The organism is Nocardia niwae NBRC 108934 = DSM 45340, assembly GCF_001613465.1.
In the GTDB taxonomy this organism is placed as follows: domain Bacteria; phylum Actinomycetota; class Actinomycetes; order Mycobacteriales; family Mycobacteriaceae; genus Nocardia; species Nocardia niwae.
Genome location: NZ_BDCK01000050.1, coordinates 1 through 20,373, shown reverse-complemented (window position 1 = coordinate 20,373; position 20,373 = coordinate 1). Strand labels below are relative to the sequence as shown.

The window sequence follows — 20,373 nt, the reverse complement described above, 5'->3', positions numbered from 1 at the left end:
GCTGGGAGGGGCTCGTCTGTTCCGATCAGCTGACGATCGTGATGGCGTCGTCCGCCGCGTCGGTCGCTTCGCCTGGTGCCGCGAACCAGTGGGTGACCTCGCCCTCGGTGAGGTCGGTTTCCAGGTCGCCGGTGGGCACGACGGACAGGGCGCCCGCGGTGGCGGAGGTGAGGAACTCCAGGACGGCGGGACGGCCGGAGGTCGCGGTGGTGTACGTGGTCGACTCGAAGTCGATCTCGTATTCCTCGCGCACCCGTTCGGCCTCGTCGAGCGCCTCGGACTGGGTGATCGAGACGACCCCGTCGGCCGTGGCGACGACGAACGCCGGGTGGTCCTCGCCGAGCGGGCGGACCCGGTCGGCGTAGGAGACCGGGTGCGCGGCGGCCGCGGCGATGTCGTGGTTCACCTGGGCATCGTCGAGCGCCAGCCAGCGAATGTCGCTGTCGGTCACCGACTCCGAGCTGATGCCGAACCCGGCGCCGGCCGCGGTCAGTTCCTCGGCGGTGAGGTCGCCCGCGAACAGGCATGCCGCACCGGCCTTCTGCACCGCCCAGGCCGCGACCACCGCGTCCACCGAACGCGGCAGCCGAACCGCGACCACGTCACCCGGTCCGGCGCCGCAGTCGATGAGCACCCGGGCCAGCTGCGAGGAACGCCGATCCAGCACGTGGAAGGCGACCTCGTCGTCACCGGCCAGCAACGCGGGCGCTTCCGGATCCTCTTCGACGACCTCGGCGAGCACCTTGGCCACCGTGCGCGCCCCGACCCGGCCGACCGGCTCCGGCGTGGACGCGGCTGCCGTGATGCCGGATTCGGCCAGCAGCCGGGCCCGTTCGCCTTCGTCGAGGATGTCGATGTCGCCGACCAGGGCGTCCGGATCGCCGAGCAGCGCCTCCAGCACCCGCACCAGCCGCTCGGCGAGGATCTCGACCTCTTCGGCGGTGAACCGGCTGCCCAGGTACTTCAGGGTCAGCTCGATGGTGGCCTCCGACATGACCAGCAGCGTCATCGGGTAGTGCGTGGCGTCGTTGACGCCGACGCCGGTCACCGACATGCCGTCGATCGAACTGGCGGCCGAGATCGCCTCCTTGTCCATCGGATACGACTCGAACACCAGCAGCGTGTCGAACAGCGCGCCGGTGCCCGCCACCCGCTGGATGTCGGTGAGCCCCACGTAGTGGTGCTCGAGCAGACCGGCCTGATCGCCCTGCAACCGGCCCAGCAGCTCGCCGATGGTCTGGCGGTCATCGATGCGCAGCCGCACCGGCAGCGTGTTGATGAACAGACCCACCATCGACTCGACGCCGGGCAGCTCGGCCGGGCGGCCGGACACCGTCGCGCCGAACACCACGTCGCCGCGTCCGGTCAGACGCCCGAGCAAGATGCCCCACGCGGCCTGCACCAGCGTGTTCACCGTGACGCCGAGTTCGGCGGCGTGCTTGGTGATCCGGCGGGTGCGGTCGGCGTCGAGTTCGGTGACGACCTTGCCGATCTCGTAGTTCTCCGCAGCGCGCGGCTGCGGCGCGAGCTGGGTCGGTTCGTTGACGCCCTCCAGCGCCGCCGCCCAGGCGCGCAGCGAGGCGTCGCGGTCGCGCCCGGCCAGCCAGCCGAGGAAGTTGCGGTAGGAGGCCACCCGCGGCAGCGCGGTCTGGTCGCCGCGCACCGCGTACAGCACCAGCAGGTCCCGCATCAGCAGCGGCATCGACCAGCCGTCCAGCAGGATGTGGTGGGTGGTGATGGCCAGGTGCCATTGCGCATCGTCAGTGCGCAGCAGCGTGAACCGGATCAGCGGCGGGGTGGCCATGTCGAAATGCGTCGCCTGATCGGCCGCGACCTGCCTGCGCAGTTCCGCGGTCCGCTCGCCCGCGGGCAGCTCGGTGAGATCCACCTCCCGCCACGGCGCCTCGACCCGTTCCAGCACCACCTGCACGGCTTGGCCGTCGGCGTCGGTGACGAACGCGGTGCGCAGGTTCGGGTACCGGTCGACGATGCCCTGGGCCGCCGCCCGCAGCCGCGCCACGTCCAGCGTGCCGCCCAGGTCCACCACGGCCTGCATGGTGTACACGTCCACGGTGGACTGGGTCATCATCGCGTGGAACAGCAGACCCGACTGCAGCGGCGACAGCGGCCACACCTCCGACAGCGCCGGATAGACGCGTTCCCACTGCTCGATGTCGGGCTGCCCGACCCGCACCAGCGGCATGTCCGACGGCGTGAAACCGCCCGCGTCCGGCCGCTGCGCGTGGGTGGCCAGCGCGGTGAGCGCCTCGACCCACAGCTCGGCGAACTCCCGCACCCGTTCCCGGGGCAGCAAGCCGGTCGGGAAGGCGAAGGACGCCCCCAGGCGCGGACCCTCGTCGGAGTCGGTGACGATCGCGTTGATGTCGATCGTCGCGTTCGCGGGCATGTCGAGGTCCATGTCGACATCCAGCTGCCCCAGGTCGGCCACCGGCACCCATCCGATCTCGGCGAGCTGCTCGGGGATCTCCCCGGCCGACATCCGGCCCAGGTAGTTGAAGCTGATCTGCCCGGAGGAACCCAGGGTGGGCGCGGTCTCCGGATTCAGATGCCGCAGCAGGCCGTAGCCGAGGCCCTTGTCGGGCACCGCGAGCAACTGTTCCTTGATCGACTTCACGATCTCGCCCAGCGCGGCGCCACCGGCGAACGCGTCGGTGAGGTCGGCGCCGGCGAGGTCCAGCCGGACCGGGTAGGCGGAAGTGAACCAGCCGACCGTGCGCGACAGGTCCGCGCCCGGCACGACGTCCTCTTCACGACCGTGGCCTTCCAGCTTGATCAGGGCCGCGTCCGAACCGTCGCCGCGCCAGCGGGCGACCGCCATGGCCAGCGCCGAGAGCAGGCCGTCGTTCACACCGCCTCGGTACAGGCCCGGGATCGCGGTGAGCACCGCGTCGGTGACCTCGGCGGGCACGGTGACCTCGACCCGTTCCACGGTGGCGAACGTGTCCACCGCCGGATCGAACGCACGCTCGCCCAGCAGCGGGTCCGGTGTGGCCGAAACCTGCTGCCAGAACGGCAGCTCCGCGACCCGTTCCGGCGCGCTCGCCGCCTCGACCAGGCTGTGCGCCCAGCGCCGCATCGACGTGCCGTTGGCGGGCAGCGCCACCGGCTGACCGGCGACCAGCTGCGACCAGGCCACCGCCAGATCCGGGATCAGGATGCGCCAGGACACGCCGTCCACCACGAAGTGGTGCGCGACGATCAGCAGCACGTCCCGCCGCTGGCGGTGCCCGATAACGGCGTCCGCGGGTCCCTCCGTGGTTACGCTCGCTGCCTCCTCCGGGCCCGTCGCTCCCGCCGAGAAGGCGAACCAGACGAACTGCGCCATAGCGGCATTCGCCGGATCGAGCCCGCCCATCGCCCCGTCGAGCGCCTCGGTGGCGACCCGGGCCAGCTCCGCCTCGTCGGCGTCGGCGGCCAGGTCCACGCGGTGCACGAGGGCGTCGACGTCCACCGCGCCGTGCGGCAGCGCCTCGAACGTCCAGTCCGTGCCGGTGCGGCGCAGCCGTGACCGCAGCACGTCGTGGTGGTCGAACACCGCCGCGATGGTGGCGACCAGGGTCTCCCGGTCGATGCCGTCGGGCAGCCGCAGCGCCATGGTCTGCGAGAACCGCTGATACGACGAGCCGCTCGCGAGGATCTGCCGCATGATCGGGGTCAGCGGGATCTCGCCGACACCGCCGCCCGGCAACTCCTCCAGCCGCGCCTGCTCGGCGCCCGTGCCGAGCGCGGCGATCTCGGCCAGCGAGGCCACGCTGCGCCGCTCGAATACGTCACGCGGAGTGAACAGCACGCCGCGCGCCTTGGCCCGCGAGACCAGCTGGATGGACAGGATGCTGTCGCCGCCGAGCGCGAAGAACGAGTCGTCCAAACCGATCTGCTCGACGCCGAGCACCTCGGCGAACACCTCGGCGATGACGGCCTCGACCTCGCTGGCCGGGGCACGGAACTCGCGCGGGGCCAGCTCGGGCTCGGGCAGCGCCTTGCGGTCCAGCTTGCCGACCGGGGTCAGCGGGATCTCGTCGATCACCACGATCGCCGTCGGCACCATGTGCGGCGGCAGGCTGCGCGAGGCGTACTCGGTCAGCCGCGCGGTGTCGATCTCCCGGCCCGGCGCGGCCAGCACGTAGGACACCAGAATCGTCGCGCCCGCTTCGGTCTTGCGGCCGATGGTGATCGCGTACTCGACGTCTTCGTGGCTCGCCAGCACGGTGTCGATCTCGCCCAGCTCGATGCGGAAGCCGCGGATCTTCACCTGGAAGTCCGAGCGGCCCACGTAGTCCAGCTGCCACGGCACCGACGCCACCGCGGCGTTGCCCGCCCGCTCACCGGGTTCGGCGAACCAGCGCACCACGTCACCGGTGCGGTACATCCGCGCGCCCTCGTCGCTCCACGGGTTGGCGATGAACCGTTCCGCGGTGAGGTCGGGGCGGTTGTGGTAGCCGCGCGCCAGCGCGCCGCCGGCCAGGTACAGCTCGCCCGCGACGCCCGGCGGCACCGGGTTGAGCCGGTTGTCCAGCACCAGCGCGGACATCCCGCGCACCGGACGGCCGATGGTGATGTGCCTGCCCGGGGTGAGCTGCGCGTAGGACGAGATGATCGTCGTCTCGGTCGGGCCGTAGGCGTTGAAGTACTTGCGGCCCGGCCACCACTTGGCCAGCAGCTCCGGCGTGGTGACGTCACCGCCGACCGACGCCACCTCCAGCGCCTCCATGCCTTCCGGATCGACCGTGCCCAGCACCGCGGGGGTGATGATCGTGTGGCTGACCCGCTCGGTGCGCAGCAGCTCCGCCAGATCCGGGCCGCCGATGACGGTCGAGGGCACGACCACCAGCGTCGCGCCGGTGTAGGCGGCGCACAGCCACTCCAGCACCGACGGGTCGAAGCTCGGCGAGCAGATGTGCAGGAACCGGTGGTGCGATTCCAGCTGGTACAGATCCGCCGCGACACCGACCAGGCCGCCCATGCCCGCGTGGGTCACGGTGACGCCCTTGGGCATACCGGTCGAGCCGGAGGTGTAGATGACGTACGCCGGGTGGCGCATCGCCAGCGAGGAGATCCGGTCGGCGTCGGTGACCTGCTCGGCGGACTGGCTCTCGACCAGCTCACCGAGCGCCGGATCGTCGATCCGCAGCCACTCCACGTCGCGCGGCAGCCGGTCGACGTACTCGCTCGCGGTGATGCCGATGACCGCGCCGGAGTCGTTGACCATGTGCCGCATGCGGTCTTCGGGGTAGGTCGGGTCGACCGGCACGTGCGCGCCGCCTGCCTTCGCCACGGCCCAGAACGCGGCGACCATCTCGTAGGACCGCGGGAACGACAGCGCCACGATGCGCTCCGGTCCCACACCGCGCGAGATGAGCACCCGCGCCAGGCGCGAGGAGTACTCGTCCAGTTCGCGGTAGGTGATCGAACGGCCCTGGTAGCGCACCGCGATCTGCTCCGGGTCCAGCCGCGCGCCGTACTGCAGCAGGTCCGGCAGCAGGCCGGTGGCCATGACGTCCTCGCCCGCCACGTGCGTGAGCAGGTGGTACTCGGCCGCGTCCAGCAGCGGCAGGTCACCGATCGGGGTTTCCCGATCGGTGGTGATCGCGGTGAGCAACCTGGTGAAGCGCTCGGCGAACACCCGCACCGTCTCGTCGTCGAACAGGTCGCGCGCGAAGGAGAACTCCGCGTACATGCCCGCGTCGTCGGGGTTCTCCCCGGCCTCGCGGATGGTCAGCGACAGGTCGAACTTCGCGGTGTCGACGTCGAAATCGACCGCGCCCACGTGCAGTCCGGGCAGCTCGAAGCTGCTCTCGGGCAGGTTCTCGAACGACAGCGCCACCTGGAACAGCGGGTGCCGCGCGGTGGAACGCTCCGGGTTGAGCAGTTCCACCAGCCGCTCGAACGGCAGGTCCGCGTGCGCGAACGCCTGCAGGTCGGCGTCCTTGGTGCGGGCCAGGAACTGGTCGAAGGTCAAGTCGCCGTCCACGTGCGAGCGCAGCACCAGCGTGTTGACGAACATGCCGATCACGTCGTCGAGCTCGGCTTCTCCGCGGCCCGCGATGGGCGTGCCGACGGCGATGTCGTCGGTGCCGGACATGCGCGCCAGGAACAGCGCCAGCGCGGCGTGCACGACCATGAACAACGTCGCGTTCTGCTGTCTGGCGATCTCGGTGAGCGTGCGGTGCAGCTCGCCGGAGATCGGGAACACCACGCGTCCACCGGCGAACGACTGCGTCGTCGGACGCGGCCGGTCGGCGGGCAGGTTCAGCTCGTCGGGCAGCCCGGCCAGCGCGGTGCGCCAGTACTGGGCCTGCTGCGAGATCAGGCTGTCGGGGTCGTCCTCGGAGCCGAGCACGTCACGCTGCCACAGGCTGAAGTCGGCGTACTGCACCGGCAGCGGGGCCCAGCCGGGTTCCACCCCGGCCGAACGGGCCGCGTAGGCGAGCATCACGTCGCGGGTGAGCGGGCCCATCGACCAGCCGTCGGCGCTGATGTGGTGCGCGACGAACACGAGCACGTATTCGGTCGGGGCGACGCGGAACAGCTTGGCCCGCAGCGGAACCTCGGTGGTCACGTCGAATCCGGCCGAGATCACCTCGATGATCCGGTGGCGGATGTCCTCGGGCGCGACCGCTTCCGGCCGCAGGTCCGGCAGGGCCCGCTCGACGGGCACGATGACCTGGTGCGCCGCGCCACCCTGCTCGGGGTAGACGGTGCGCAGGGTCTCGTGCCTGGCGATGACGTCGCCGACCGCCGCTTGCAGCGCTTCCACATCCAGCTCGCCGGTGAGGCGCACGGCCACCGGGATGTTGTTCACCGCGGACGCGGTGTCGAACTGGTTGAGGAACCACATGCGCTGCTGCGCCAGCGACAGCGGGATGCGCTCCGGACGCGGCCCGGCGACCAGCTCGCGACGGCCACCAGCGCCCGCGTGCTGCTCGACCTTCGCGGCCAGCCCGGCGACGGTGGACGCTTCGAACAGCACACGCACCGGAACCCGCGCATCCAGCGCCGCGCCGATCCGCGCCGCCACCTGCGTCGCCAGCAGGGAGTTACCACCGAGGGCGAAGAAATCGTCGTCCGCGCCGACCCGCTCGGCACCGAGCACCTCGGCGAACACGGTCGCCACGATCTCTTCGATCGGGGTCGAGGGCGCACGGAACGCCTGGACCTCGAACTCCGGCTCCGGCAACGCCTTACGATCCAACTTCCCGTTGACGTTCAACGGCAAAGCATCCAGCACCACGAACGCCGACGGCACCATGTACGACGGCAACCCAGCGGTCAGCTCGGACTTCACCCGGGCCACATCGACACCAGCTTCGGTATCGCTCGCGACCAGGTAGGCCACCAATCGGTCACCGGTCTTCGGGTCGGACTTGGCGATCACCGCTGTCTGCGCGATCTCCGGCAACGCCAGCAGGGCGGCTTCGATCTCACCCAGTTCGATACGGAAACCACGGATCTTCACCTGGAAGTCCGTACGACCGCGATATTCCAGTTCGCCGTTACCGTTCCACGCGACCAGGTCACCGGTGCGGTACATCCGCTCACCGGGCTCGAACGGGTTGGCCACGAACCGATCGGCGGTCAGGTCCGCGCGACCGAAGTAGCCGCGCGCCAACTGCGCACCGGCGAGGTACAGCTCACCGGAGACGCCGTCCGGCACCGGCCGCAGCCGGGAATCGAGCACGTAGACCTGGCTGTTCCATTCGGGCGCACCGATGGACACCGAAGTCTCGTCGGCGAGGGTGACGCGGTGGCTGGTGATGGACACCGCGGCCTCGGTCGGACCGTAGAGGTTGAACAGTTCCGTACGCGGGTTCTCCCGCAGGAACCGCTGCGCCACCGAACCCGGCAACGCCTCACCGATCGCCAGCACCCGCCACAGCGAGTTCGGCATACCGGCGGTCAACAATGCATCGAGCATCGACGGCACGACGTGCAGCGTGGTTACCCACTCACGAGCCATCAGCTCGTTGAGGTACGCCGGATCCCGGTGACCATCCGGGGAGGCGATCACCAGACGACCACCACACACCGCCGCGGACCAGAACTCCCACACCGACAAGTCGAACGTCGCCGCAGTCTTCAACAGAATCGCATCCGCAGCATCGAGACCGAACTCGATATTCTTCCACTGCAACTGGTTGGCGATAGCACCATGCGGCACCGCCACACCCTTCGGGCGACCCGTCGAACCCGACGTGAAGATCACATACGCCGTGTTATCCGGACGCAACGGCGCAACCCGATCAGCATCAACGATCGGGGTCGCAGCAACACCCGACAAATCCAGCTCATCGATACGCACCACATCGGCCGCATCGGTGCTGAATTCGGCGTCGGCGTTGGTCAGCACACAGACCGGCGCCGCCGTCTCGAGAATGTAGCTCGTCCGCTCAGCAGCCTGATCCGGATCCACCGGCACATACGCACCGCCGGACTTCGCCACCGCATACATCGCCACGATCAGATCCACCGAACGGCGCAACGCGAGCGCCACCCGCGACTCCGGACCCACACCCAACGCAATCAGATGCCGGGCAAGACGATTCACGCGAGCATCGAGCGCGGCGTAGGTGATCGACTCGCCGTCCTCGGTCACGAGCGCGACTTCCTTCGGCCCGGCCGCGACCGTGGCGTCGAGCAGCGACACCAGCGTGGCGGAGGTGTCCACCGGCTGCGCGGTCGCGTTGCGCGCGATGAGCAGCTGGGTCCGCTCGGCGGCCTCGAGCAGTTCGAGGTCGCCGACCGGAGTGCGCGGGGCGGCGACGATCTCGCCGAGCAGGCGCGCGAACCGGTCGGTGAAGCCCTGCACCGTGGCGTGATCGAACATGTCGGTCGCGTAGGTGAAGAACCCGGTGATGCCCTCGGGCACGCCGCCGTCGTCGTAGCGGTCGGTCGCGATCAGGTGCAGGTCGAACTGGGACAGCTCGGTGTCGATGTCCAGGCCGGACACGCTCAGGCCGGGCAGCTCCAGCGCGGACTGCGCCAGGTTCTGGAACGACAGACCCACCTGGAACAGCGGGTGCCGCGCGGTCGAACGCACCGGGTTGAGCACCTCGACCAGGCGCTCGAACGGCACGTCGGCGTTGGCGAACGCCTGGATGTCGGTCTCGCGCTGACGGGCAAGCAGGTCGGTGAACGCCTCGCCCGCCTCCACCCGGGTGCGGAACACCAGGGTGTTGACGAACATGCCGATCAGGTCGTCGAGCGCGGCCTCGCCACGACCCGCCATCGGCGTGCCGATCGCGATGTCGTCGGTGCCCGACAACCGGGCCAGCAGCACCGCCAGCGCGGTGTGCACGACCATGAACAGCGTCGCGCCCTCCGCACGCGCCAGCTCGATCAGCGCCTGATGCGTCTGCGCGTCCACCCGCAGCTCGACCTTGCCGCCCGCGAACGACTGCACCGCAGGGCGCGGCCGGTCCGAGGGCAGATCGAGCTGGTCGGGCAGCTCGGCCAGCGCTTGGCGCCAGTAGGCGACCTGCTTGGCCGCCAGCGATTCCGGATCGTCCTCGTCGCCGAGCAGTTCGCGCTGCCAGATGCTGTAGTCCGCGTACTGGACCTGCAGCGGCGCCCAGTTCGGCGCCTCGCCCGCCGCCCGCGCGGCGTAGGCGATCATCAGATCCCTGGTCAGCGGGCCGACCGAGGAGCCGTCACCGGAGATGTGGTGCACGACCATGGCCAGCACGTAGTCCACCGACCCGTCCGCCGGAGTCTGCGCGCCCTCTCCGGCGAGCTGGAACAGCGCGACCTTCACCGGCACCTCGGTGGTGACGTCGAAGATCGTCGAGGTCAGCGCCACCACGGCGGACTCGATCTGCGACGGCGCGACCACCCGCACCTCCAGGCGCGGCACGGCTTGGGCGGGCGGCAGGATGACCTGCACCGGGCCCGCCTCGGTCTGCGGGTATACCGTCCGCAGGATCTCGTGGCGGCTCACCAGGTCCGCGATCGCGGCGCGCAGCGCGGCCACGTCCAGCGCGCCCGACAGCCGCACCGCGATCGGCACGTTGTAGGCCGCCGACTGGGTGTCGAACCGGTTGAGGAACCACATCCGCTGCTGCGCCAGCGACAGCGGAATGTGCTCCGGACGCGGACCCGCCGTCAGCGCGCGGCGGCCGCCCATGTCGGCGTGCTGCTCCACCCGCACCGCCAGCGCGGCCACGGTGGACGCCTCGAACAGCAGACGCACCGGCACCCGGGTGTTGAGCGCCTCGCCCAGGCGGGCGGCGACCTGCGTGGCCAGCAGCGAGTTGCCGCCCCACGCGAAGAAGTCGTCGTCCAGGCCGAGGCGCTTGGCCTCGCCCCCTTCGCGATCCGACAGCCGCAGCACCTCGGCGAAGGTGTTCGCCACGATCTGCTCGATCGGCGTGACCGGCGCGCGGAAGACCGCCTTCTCGAAGGTGGGCTCCGGCAGCGCCTTGCGGTCCAGCTTGCCGTTGGCGTTGAGCGGCAACGCCTCCAGCCCGATCAGCATCGACGGCACCATGTACGACGGCAGCTCGGCCGACAGCGCGGACTGCAGCGCGCGCTTGTCCAGCGTGCCCGTGCGGGTCACCACGTAGGCGACCAGCCGGTCGCCGATGCTCGGATCGGTGTGCGCGACGACGGCGGCGGCGCTCACCGCGTCCTGCCGCAGCAGCGCGGCCTCGATCTCGCCGAGCTCGATGCGGAAGCCGCGGATCTTCACCTGGAAGTCGGTGCGGCCGCGGTAGTCCAGCTCGCCGGTGGCGCTCCAGGCCACCAGGTCGCCGGTGCGGTACATCCGGTCGCCCGCCGCGCCGAACGGGTCGGCGACGAACCGGTCGGCCGTCAGATCCGCACGCCCGAAGTACCCGCGCGCCAGCTGCGCACCGGCCAGGTAGAGCTCGCCGGACACGCCGACCGGCACCGGCCGCAGGCGGGAGTCGAGCACGTAGACCCGGCTGTTCCACTCCGGCGCGCCGATCGACACCGACGCCTCGTCGGCGTCGGTGACCAGGTGGCTGGTGATCGACACCGCCGCCTCGGTCGGACCGTAGAGGTTGTGCAGTTCGGCGGCGTTGTTGCGACGCAACCGCTGGGCGGTCGCGGCGGGCAGCGCCTCACCGATGGCCAGCACCCGGCGCAGCGAGTCCGACAGACGGCCACCGGATTCGGTGAGCAGCGCGTCCAGCATGGACGGCACCACATGCAGCGTGGTGACGCCGGTGGCGCGCATCAGCTCGTTCAGGTAGGCCGGGTCGCGGTGCCCGTCGGCGGAGGAGATCACCAGCCGGCCACCGGACACCGCGGCCGACCAGAACTCCCAGACCGAGAGGTCGAACGTCGCCGCCGTCTTCAGCAGCACCGCGTCGTCCGCGCCCAGCTCGAAGACGGTCGTCTCCCACTGCAACTGGTTGACGATCGCGCCGTGCGGGACGGCGACGCCCTTCGGCTGACCGGTCGAACCGGAGGTGAAGATCACGTACGCGGTGTTCGCCGGGCTCAGCGCACCGGTGCGCTCGTCCGCGGTCACCGTGGTGGCCGCGTAATCGTCGAGGTCGAGCGCGTCGATCTGCACGACGTCGGCCGCCGCGGTGTGGAAACCGTCCCGGCCGGTGGTCAGCACGCATACCGGCGCGGCGGTGCCCAGGATGTAGTCGGTCCGCTCGGCGGGCTGATCGGGGTCGATCGGCACGTAGGCCGCTCCGGCCTTGGCGACCGCGTACATCGCGACCACGAGATCGCTGCTGCGGCGGATCGCCAGCGCGACCCGGTCCTCCGGGCCGACGCCGCGGCCGATCAGGTAGCGGGACAGGCGGTTGACCCGGGCGTCCAGCGCGGCGTAGGTCAGCTCGCGGCGGCCGGTCGGCTCGTCGGCGACCAGCGCCACCGCGTCCGGAGCCGCGGCCACCGTGGCGTCCAGCAGCGACACCAGCGTCGCGGTGCGCGTGGAGCCTGCGGAACGCGCCGCGAGCAGAGCGTCGAGATCGTATGCGGTGTCGTTCCACGCGGTGAGGATGCGCTCGCTCTCCTCGGCCGCGAGCAGATCGATCTCGCCCACCCGCACCGTGGCGTCGGTCAGCACGGCATCGAGCACCCGCAGGAACCGATCGGCGAAGCCCTGCACCGTGCTCTCGTCGAACAGGTCCGTGGCGTAACCGAATTCGGTGATGATCTCGGCGGGCGTGCCGTCCTCGGCGTACCGGTCGTACAGCGTGACGTGCAGGTCGGTCTTGGCCAGCTGTGAGTCGAAGTTGACCGCGCTCACCGTCAGGCCGGGCAGCTCGAACGTGGTCTCGGCCAGGTTCTGGAACGACAGGCCCACCTGGAACAGCGGGTTGCGCGCGGTCGAGCGGACCGGGTTGAGCACCTCGACCAGGCGCTCGAACGGCACGTCGGCGTTGGCGAACGCCTCCAGGTCGCGTTCCTTCACGTCGCCGAGCAGGTCGGCGAACGAGTCACCGGCGTTCACTTCGGTGCGGAACACCAGGGTGTTGACGAACATGCCGATCAGGTCGTCGAGTTCGCGTTCACCGCGACCGGCGATCGGGGTGCCGACCGCGATGTCGTCGGTGCCGGACAGGCGCGACAGCAACACCGCCAGCGCCGCGTGCACCACCATGAACAGCGACGCGTTGTGCGCGCGGGCCAATTCGTGCAGGCGGGCGTGCCGCTGCGGGTCGATCTCCAAGCGGATCGCCTTGCCCTGGAACGACTGCGCGGGCGGGCGCGGCCGGTCGGCGGGCAGCTCCAGCTGATCGGGCAGACCAGCCAGCGTGGCCGTCCAGTACGCCACCTGACGGGCGGCCAGCGATTCCGGATCGTCCTCGGACCCGAGCACCGCGCGCTGCCACAGCGCGTAGTCGGCGTACTGCACCGGCAGCGGCTGCCACTGCGGCGCCTCGCCCTGCACCCGCGCCACATAGGCGGCCATCACGTCACGCGCCAGCGGGCCCATCGACGAGCCGTCGGCCGCGACGTGATGCACGGTGAACGCCAGCACATGGTCGTTGTCGGCGATCCGGAACAGCGCCACCGCCAATGGCACCTCCACGGTGACATCGAAGGTGGTCAGCGCGAAGCCGATGACGGCGCCGAGCAGGTCCTCCTCGGCCACGTCGATCGGGGTGAGCGCCGCCGCGGACCGGTCCGCGGGACGGATCACCTGGTGCGGCCCCTCCGCCGAACGCGGGTAGGTGGTGCGCAGCACTTCGTGGCGGGCGAACACGTCGCCGATGGCCTGTTCCAGCGCGGCCACTTCCAGCGTGCCGGACAGCCGGACGGCCAGCGGGATGTTGTCCACCGCGGAGGTGGCCGTGTCGAACTGGTTGAGGAACCAGTACCGCTGCTGCGCGGGCGAGAGCGGGATGCGCGCCGGGCGCTCCCCCGCCTCGAGACGCGGCCGGTCGCGACCGGAGCCTGCGTTGTGTTCCACGCGGGCGGCCAGCGCCACCACGGTGGACGCCTCGAACAGGTCGCGCACCGCGAGCCGGGTGTCGAGGGCAGCGCCCAGCCGCGCGGTCACCTGGGTGGCCAGCAGCGAGTTGCCGCCGAGTTCGAAGAAGTCGTCGTCCAGGCCGACGCGGGCGACGCCGAGCACGTCGGCGAAGGTGCCCGCCACGATCTCCTCGATCGGGGTGGACGGGGCGCGGAACACCTTGGCCTCGAACACCGGCGCGGGCAGCGCCTTGCGGTCCAACTTGCCGGAAGCGTTCAGCGGGAAGGCCTCCAGCACGACGAACGCCGACGGCACCATGTACGCGGGCAGCTCGCCGCCGAGTTCACCGCGCACGTTCTCGATGTCCACCGAACGTCCCGCGGTCGCGATGACGTACGCGACCAGCTGGTCGCCCAGCCGATCGTCCGAGCGCACCACGACCACCGCCTGGGCGATCGAGTCCAGCGCGGTGAGCGCCGACTCGATCTCGCCCAGTTCGATGCGCAGACCGCGCAGCTTCACCTGGAAGTCGGTGCGGCCCAGGTATTCCAGCTCGCCCTTGTCGGTCCAGGTCACCAGGTCGCCGGTGCGGTACATCCGCTCGCCCGGCGCGCCGTAGGGGTTGGCCACGAACCGGTCGGAGGTCAGATCCGGGCGCGCGACGTAACCGCGGGCCAGTTGCGCGCCCGCGAGGTACAGCTCACCCGCGACACCCACCGGCACCGGGTGCAGACGCGAATCCAGCACGTACACCTGGGTGTTGAACACCGGGGCGCCGATCGGCACCGATACCGCGTCGGCCTCGGTCACCTCGTGATAGGTGACGTCGACGGCGGCCTCGGTCGGGCCGTACAGGTTGTGCAGGCGGGCGCCGGTCAGCTCGACGAGCTTCTGTGCCGTCTGCGCGGGCAGCGCTTCACCGGAGGCGAAGACGTTGCGGAGGCTGGTGCATTCGTCGGCACGTTCCTCGGCGACGAACACCGACAGCATCGACGGCACGAAGTGCGCGGTGGTGACCCGCTCGCCGGTGATGACCTGCACGAGGTAGGCCGGGTCGCGATGACCGTCCGGCTTCGCCACCACCAGGCGCGCGCCGACCTGCAAGGGCCAGAAGAACTCCCACACCGACACGTCGAACGTGGCCGGGGTCTTCTGCAACACCACGTCGGTGTCGTCGAGGCCGTACTCGTCCTGCATCCACACCAGGCGGTTGACGATCGCGGCGTGCGAGACCGCCACGCCCTTCGGGCGGCCGGTAGAACCGGAGGTGAAGATCACGTACGCCGTGTTCGACGGACGCAGCGGCACTCGGCGTTCGGCGTCGGTGACCGGCTCGTCGGAGTAGCCCGCCAGCGAGACCACGTCGATCTCGATCGCCTGAGTCGCGCCCGCGTCGAACTCGTCGCGCGAGGTGGTGAGCACGCACACCGGCTGCGCGGTGTCGAGGACGTAGCGGGTGCGGTCGGCCGGGTGGTCCGGGTCCAGCGGCACGTACGCGCCACCGGCGACGCTCACCGCGTACATGCCGACCACCAGGTCGATCGAGCGGCGCATACCCAGCGCCACCATCGAATCGGGGCCGACGCCCAGCGAGATCAGATGGCGGGCAAGGCGGTTCACCCGGGAAGCGAACTCGGCGTAGGACAGACTCGTCCCCTCGAACGTCACCGCGGTCGCGTCGGGGGTCCGCGCGAGCTGCGCGGCGAACATCGACACCAGGGTGGCGGCCGGGGCCATCGGATGCGCGGTGTCGTTCCACCGCTCGAGCACCTGTGTGCGCTCGACGCTGTCGAGCAGCTCGACATCGCCGATGGCCACGGACGCGTCCGTGGCGATCGCGCTGAGCATCCGCACCAGCCGGGACGCGACGCCCGCGATGGTGTCGGGATCGAACATATCTGTGGCGTAGGCGAATTCGGCGGTCATGCCGTCGGCCGCACCTGAGGCGTCGAACCGGTCGGCCAGGTTGAGGTGCAGGTCGAACTTGGCGGTCACCACGTCCAGCGGCACACCGGCCACTTCCAGGCCGGGCAGCTCGAAGGTGGCCTCACCGGTGTTCTGGAACGACAGCATCACCTGGAACAGCGGATGCCGCGCCTGCGAACGCGCTGGGTTCAGGATCTCCACCAGCCGCTCGAACGGCAGGTCCGCGTGCGCGAACGCCGCGAGGTCGGTGTCCTTGGTGCGGGCAAGCAGATCGGTGAACGGCATCGCGGGATCGACCGCGCTGCGCAGCACCAGCGTGTTGACGAACATGCCGATCGCGTCGTCGAGCACCGCCTCACCACGGCCCGCGACCGCGGTGCCGACGGCGATGTCGTCACTGCCGGACAGCCGCGCCAGCAACGCGGCGAACGCCGCGTGCACCACCATGAACAGGCTGGCGCCGTTCGCGCGGGCCAGCGCGTTCAGCTCACGCAGCAACCGCGCGTCGAGCGAGAACTCGTACACGCCGCCGCGGTTGGACGCCACCGCCGGACGCGAGCGGTCCGAGGGCAGATCCAGCTGATCCGGAAGCCCGGCCAGGGTGTCGGACCAGAACGCGACCTGCTGGGAGATCAACGAGGCGGGGTCGCCCTCGGCGCCCAGCGTCTCGCGCTGCCACAGCGCGTAGTCGGCGTACTGCACCGGCAGCGGAGCCCAGGCGGGCGCCTCGCCGCGCGAACGCGCCGAGTAGGCCACCATCACGTCGCGCGCCAGCGGACGCACCGACCAGCCGTCACCGGAGATGTGGTGCACCACGAACACCAGCACGTGGGTGTCGGGCTGCGAGCCGTCCATCGAGCCCGCGATGCGGAACAGCGCGGCGCGCACCGGGACCTCGGCGGTGACGTCGAAGCCGGTCAGCACCAGTTCGCTGACCCGCTCGGAGATCTCGGCCTCGGACACCTCGATCGGGGCGAGGTCGATGGCGCTGTGCCCGGCGGGCAGCACCACCTGGACGCCCTGACCGTCGGCGGTCTCCGGGTAGACGGTGCGCAGCACCTCGTGCCGGTCGACCACGTCGGCCACGGCTTGCCGCAGCGCCTCGGTGTCCAGGGTGCCGGTGAGCCGGACCGCGAGCGGGATGTTGTTCACCGCGGTCTGGTTGTCGAACCGGTTCAGGAACCACATCCGCTGCTGCGCCAGCGACAGCGGGATCTTGGGCGGACGCGGGCCCGCCACCAGCTCGCGGCGGCGACCGGTGCCCCGGTGCGATTCGACTCGCGCGGCCAGCGCGGCCACGGTCGGCGCTTCGAACAGCGTGCGGACCGGGATCCGGGTGTCGAGCGCGGCTCCGAGCCGCGCCACCACCTGGGTGGCGATCAGCGAGTTGCCGCCCAGGTCGAAGAAGTCGTCGTCCAGGCCGACCGCGCGTTCGGCCTGCGCCAGGCCGAGCACCTCGGCGAAGACATCGGCGACGATCTCCTCGACCGGCGTCGAGGGCGCGCGGAACTCCCGCGCCTCGAAGACGGGCTCGGGCAGCGCGCGCCGATCCAGCTTGCCGTTCGGGTTCAACGGCATCGCGTCGAGCACCACGATCGCGGCGGGCACCATGTACGACGGCAGCTGCGCGGACAGGTGCGCGCGCAACGCCTCGACGTCCACCGTGGCACCGTTCGCGGGCACCACATAACCCACCAGCTGGTCGCCGGTGCTGTGTCCCATCCCACCCTGCACCCGCCCGGGTCCGGAGCGCACCAGCGCGACCGACTGCGCCACCGACTCGTGGCCGGTGAGCGCCGTCTCGATCTCACCGAGCTCGATGCGCAGACCGCGCAGCTTCACCTGGAAGTCGGTGCGGCCCAGGTACTCGATCGCGCCGGTGGCGTCGCGGCGCACCAAGTCACCGGTGCGGTACATCCGCGCGCCGGGCTCCCCGTACGGGTTGGCCACGAACCGGTCGGCGGTCAGGTCCGCGCGACCGAAGTAGCCGCGCGCCAGCTGATCACCCGCGAGGTACAGCTCACCCGCGACGTTCGCCTGCACCGGGTGCAGGCGCGAATCCAGAACGTACGCCTGCGCGTTCCACACCGGCAGACCGATCGGCACCGCCCCGTCCACCTGCTCGGCTACGGGTGCGTGCGTGGCGTGCACGGTGAACTCGGTGGGACCGTACAGGTTGTACAGCGCCGCGTCGCTCACCCGGCGGATGGCCACGACCGCGTCGGCGGTGAACGCCTCACCGGCGACGAACAGCGTGCGCAGGGAGGCGAGGGCGTCTGCTCCGGCCGGGTCGATGGCGCCCGCGAAGACGGTCAGCATGGACGGCACGAACGAGGTCATGGTGACCCGCTCGGCCGCGATCACCTCGGCCAGGTACTGCGGGTCGCGATGCCCATCCGGGCTCGCCACCACGATCCGGCCGCCGGTGCTCAGCGGGCCGAACAGCTCCCACACCGACACGTCGAAGGTGGCGGGGGTCTTGAACAGCACCACGTCGCCCGAGCCGATGCCGTATTCGCCGGTGATCCAGCGGATCTGGTTCACCACCGCCGCATGCGGCACGGCGACGCCCTTGGGGCGTCCGGTCGAACCGGAGGTGAAGATCACGTACGCCGGATGCTGCGGGCGCAGCGGCGCGATGCGCTCGGCGTCGGTGACCGGGTCGTCCGCGTAACCGGACAGGTCCAGCTCATCGATGCGCAGCGTGGCACGGCCCGCGCCGTCGAACGCGTCGCGCGCGGTGGTCAGCACACAGACCGGGTCGGCCGAATCGAGCACGTAGTGCACGCGTTCGGCGGGCTGGTCCAGATCCAGCGGCACATAACCGCCGCCTGCCGCCTGCACCGCGTAGGCGGCCACGACCAGGTCCACCGACCGGCGCAGGCCGAGGGCGACCAGCGTCTCCGGACCCACGCCCGCCTCGATGAGGCGGCGCGCCAACCGCCGCACGCGGGCGGCGAATTCGGCGTAGGTGATCGAGGTTCCGGTGGCCGGGTCGACCACGGCGACCGCGTCCGGGGTGGCCGCGGCCTGCGCGGCGAACTCCTCGACCAGCGTGCTCGCCGGGCCGAGGTCGCGGGCGGTGTCGTTCCAGCCGCGCAGCGCCTGCGCGGTCTCCTGCTCGTCGAGCAAGGCGAGGTCGCCGATCGGACGGTCCGGCTCGGCGGCGACGGCCTTCAGCAACCGGCCGAAGCGGCGGCCGAACTCGGCCATGGTGGCCGGGTCGAACAGGTCGGTGGCGTAGATCAGCTCGGCGGCGATGCCCGCGGCGGGGGAGCTCGCGCCGCCGTCGGCGTCGCGTTCGGACAGCACCAGTTGCAGGTCGAACTTGGCGACGTCGATGGGCAGCTCGACACCGCTCACCGTCAGACCGGGCAGTTCCAGGCTGTTGTGGCCGGTGTTCTGGAACGACAGCATCACCTGGAACAACGGATGCCGCGCCTGCGAACGCGCCGGGTTCAGGATCTCCACCAGCCGCTCGAACGGCAGGTCGGCGCGCCCGAACGCGGCGATGTCGGTGGCGCGCACCGCGCGCAGCAGCTCGGTGAACGTCGCGCCGGACTCGATCGGGGTCCGCAGCACCAGGGTGTTGACGAACATGCCGATCAAATCATCGAGCGCGCGCTCGCCACGGCCGGCGACCGGGGTGCCGATCGCGATGTCGTCCTCGCCCGACAGCCGCGCCAGGAGCACGGCCAGCGCGGTGTGCGCGACCATGAACAGCGTCGCGCCCCGCGTGCGGGCCAGTTCGGTGAGCTGGGCGTGGGTTTCGGCGTCGATCTCGAAGACGTGGGTCGCGCCGCGACCGGAGGCGACCGCGGGGCGCGGCCGATCCGACGGCAGGTCCAGCTGCTCGGGCAGCCCGCGCAGCGTGTCCGACCAGAACGAGATCTGCTCGGAGATCACCGAGGCCGGATCGTCCTCCGCGCCGAGCACCTGGCGCTGCCACAGCGCGAAGTCGGCGTACTGGACCTCCAGCGGACGCCAGGCGGGCTCGCCGCCGTCGACCCGGGCGCCGTAGGCGGTCATCACGTCGCGGGTCAGCGGGCCCATGGAGAAGCCGTCGGCCGAGATGTGGTGCACCACCAGCGCCAGCACGTGCTCGGTGGGGCTGATCTCGAACAGCCGGGCGCGGAAGGGCACCTCGGCGGTGACGTCGAAGGCGGTGCCGATCAGCTGCGAGAGCCGTTCGGGCAGTTCGGCTTCGGTGACGTCGATCGGCGTCAGGTCCGGGATGACCTTGGCGGTGGCCACGATCTGCTGCCGCGCGGCGCCGTCCACCTCGGGGTAGAAGGTGCGCAGCGACTCGTGGCGGGCCAGCACGTCGGCGACGGCGATCTGCAACGCTTGGCGGTCCAGCAGGCCCGACAGCCGTACCGCGGCCGGGATGTTGTCCACCGCGGAGTCGGGGTCGAAGCGGTTGAGGAACCACATGCGCTGCTGGGCCAGCGACAGCGGCACCAGCTCCGGCCGCTGCTGCGGCGCCAGCGGGGCGCGGCCGCCCGCGCCCGCCTTGGTCTCCGCGCGCGCCGCCAAAGCGACCACGGTGGAAGCCTCGAACAGCTCGCGCACGCCGAGGTCGGTGTCCAGCGCGGCCGACAGCCTCGCGGCGACCTGGGTGGCCGACAGCGAGTTACCGCCGAGGGCGAAGAAGTCGTCGTCCAGGCCGACCCGCTCGAGACCGAGCACGTCGGCGAAGGTGGCGGCGACGATCTCCTCCACCGGCGTGGTCGGGGCCCGGAACACCGCGGCCTCGAACACCGGCGCGGGCAGCGCCTTGCGGTCCAGCTTGCCGGAGGCGTTGAGCGGGAACTCGTCGAGCACCAGCACGACCGACGGCACCATGTAGGCGGGCAGCTGCCGCCCCAGGTCCTCGCGGACCAGGTCGGTGTCCAGCGCGGCGTCCGGTGCGGGGATGACGTAGGCGACGAGCTGATCGCCCGCGTGCGCGTCCGAGCGCACCACCACGACCGCTTGTGCGACTTCCTCGAGGCCGGTCAGCGCCTGCTCGATCTCTCCGAGTTCGATAC

1 protein-coding gene is annotated in these 20,373 nt (G+C 70.9%); it reads right to left on the bottom strand.

All coding sequences use genetic code 11. The annotated features are described in order from the left end of the window. Window positions 1-25: 25 nt before the first annotated feature. A partial coding sequence (locus NNI01S_RS30235; RefSeq protein WP_157115101.1) for a non-ribosomal peptide synthase/polyketide synthase occupies window positions 26-20,373 on the bottom strand: 20,348 nt, incomplete at its 5' end.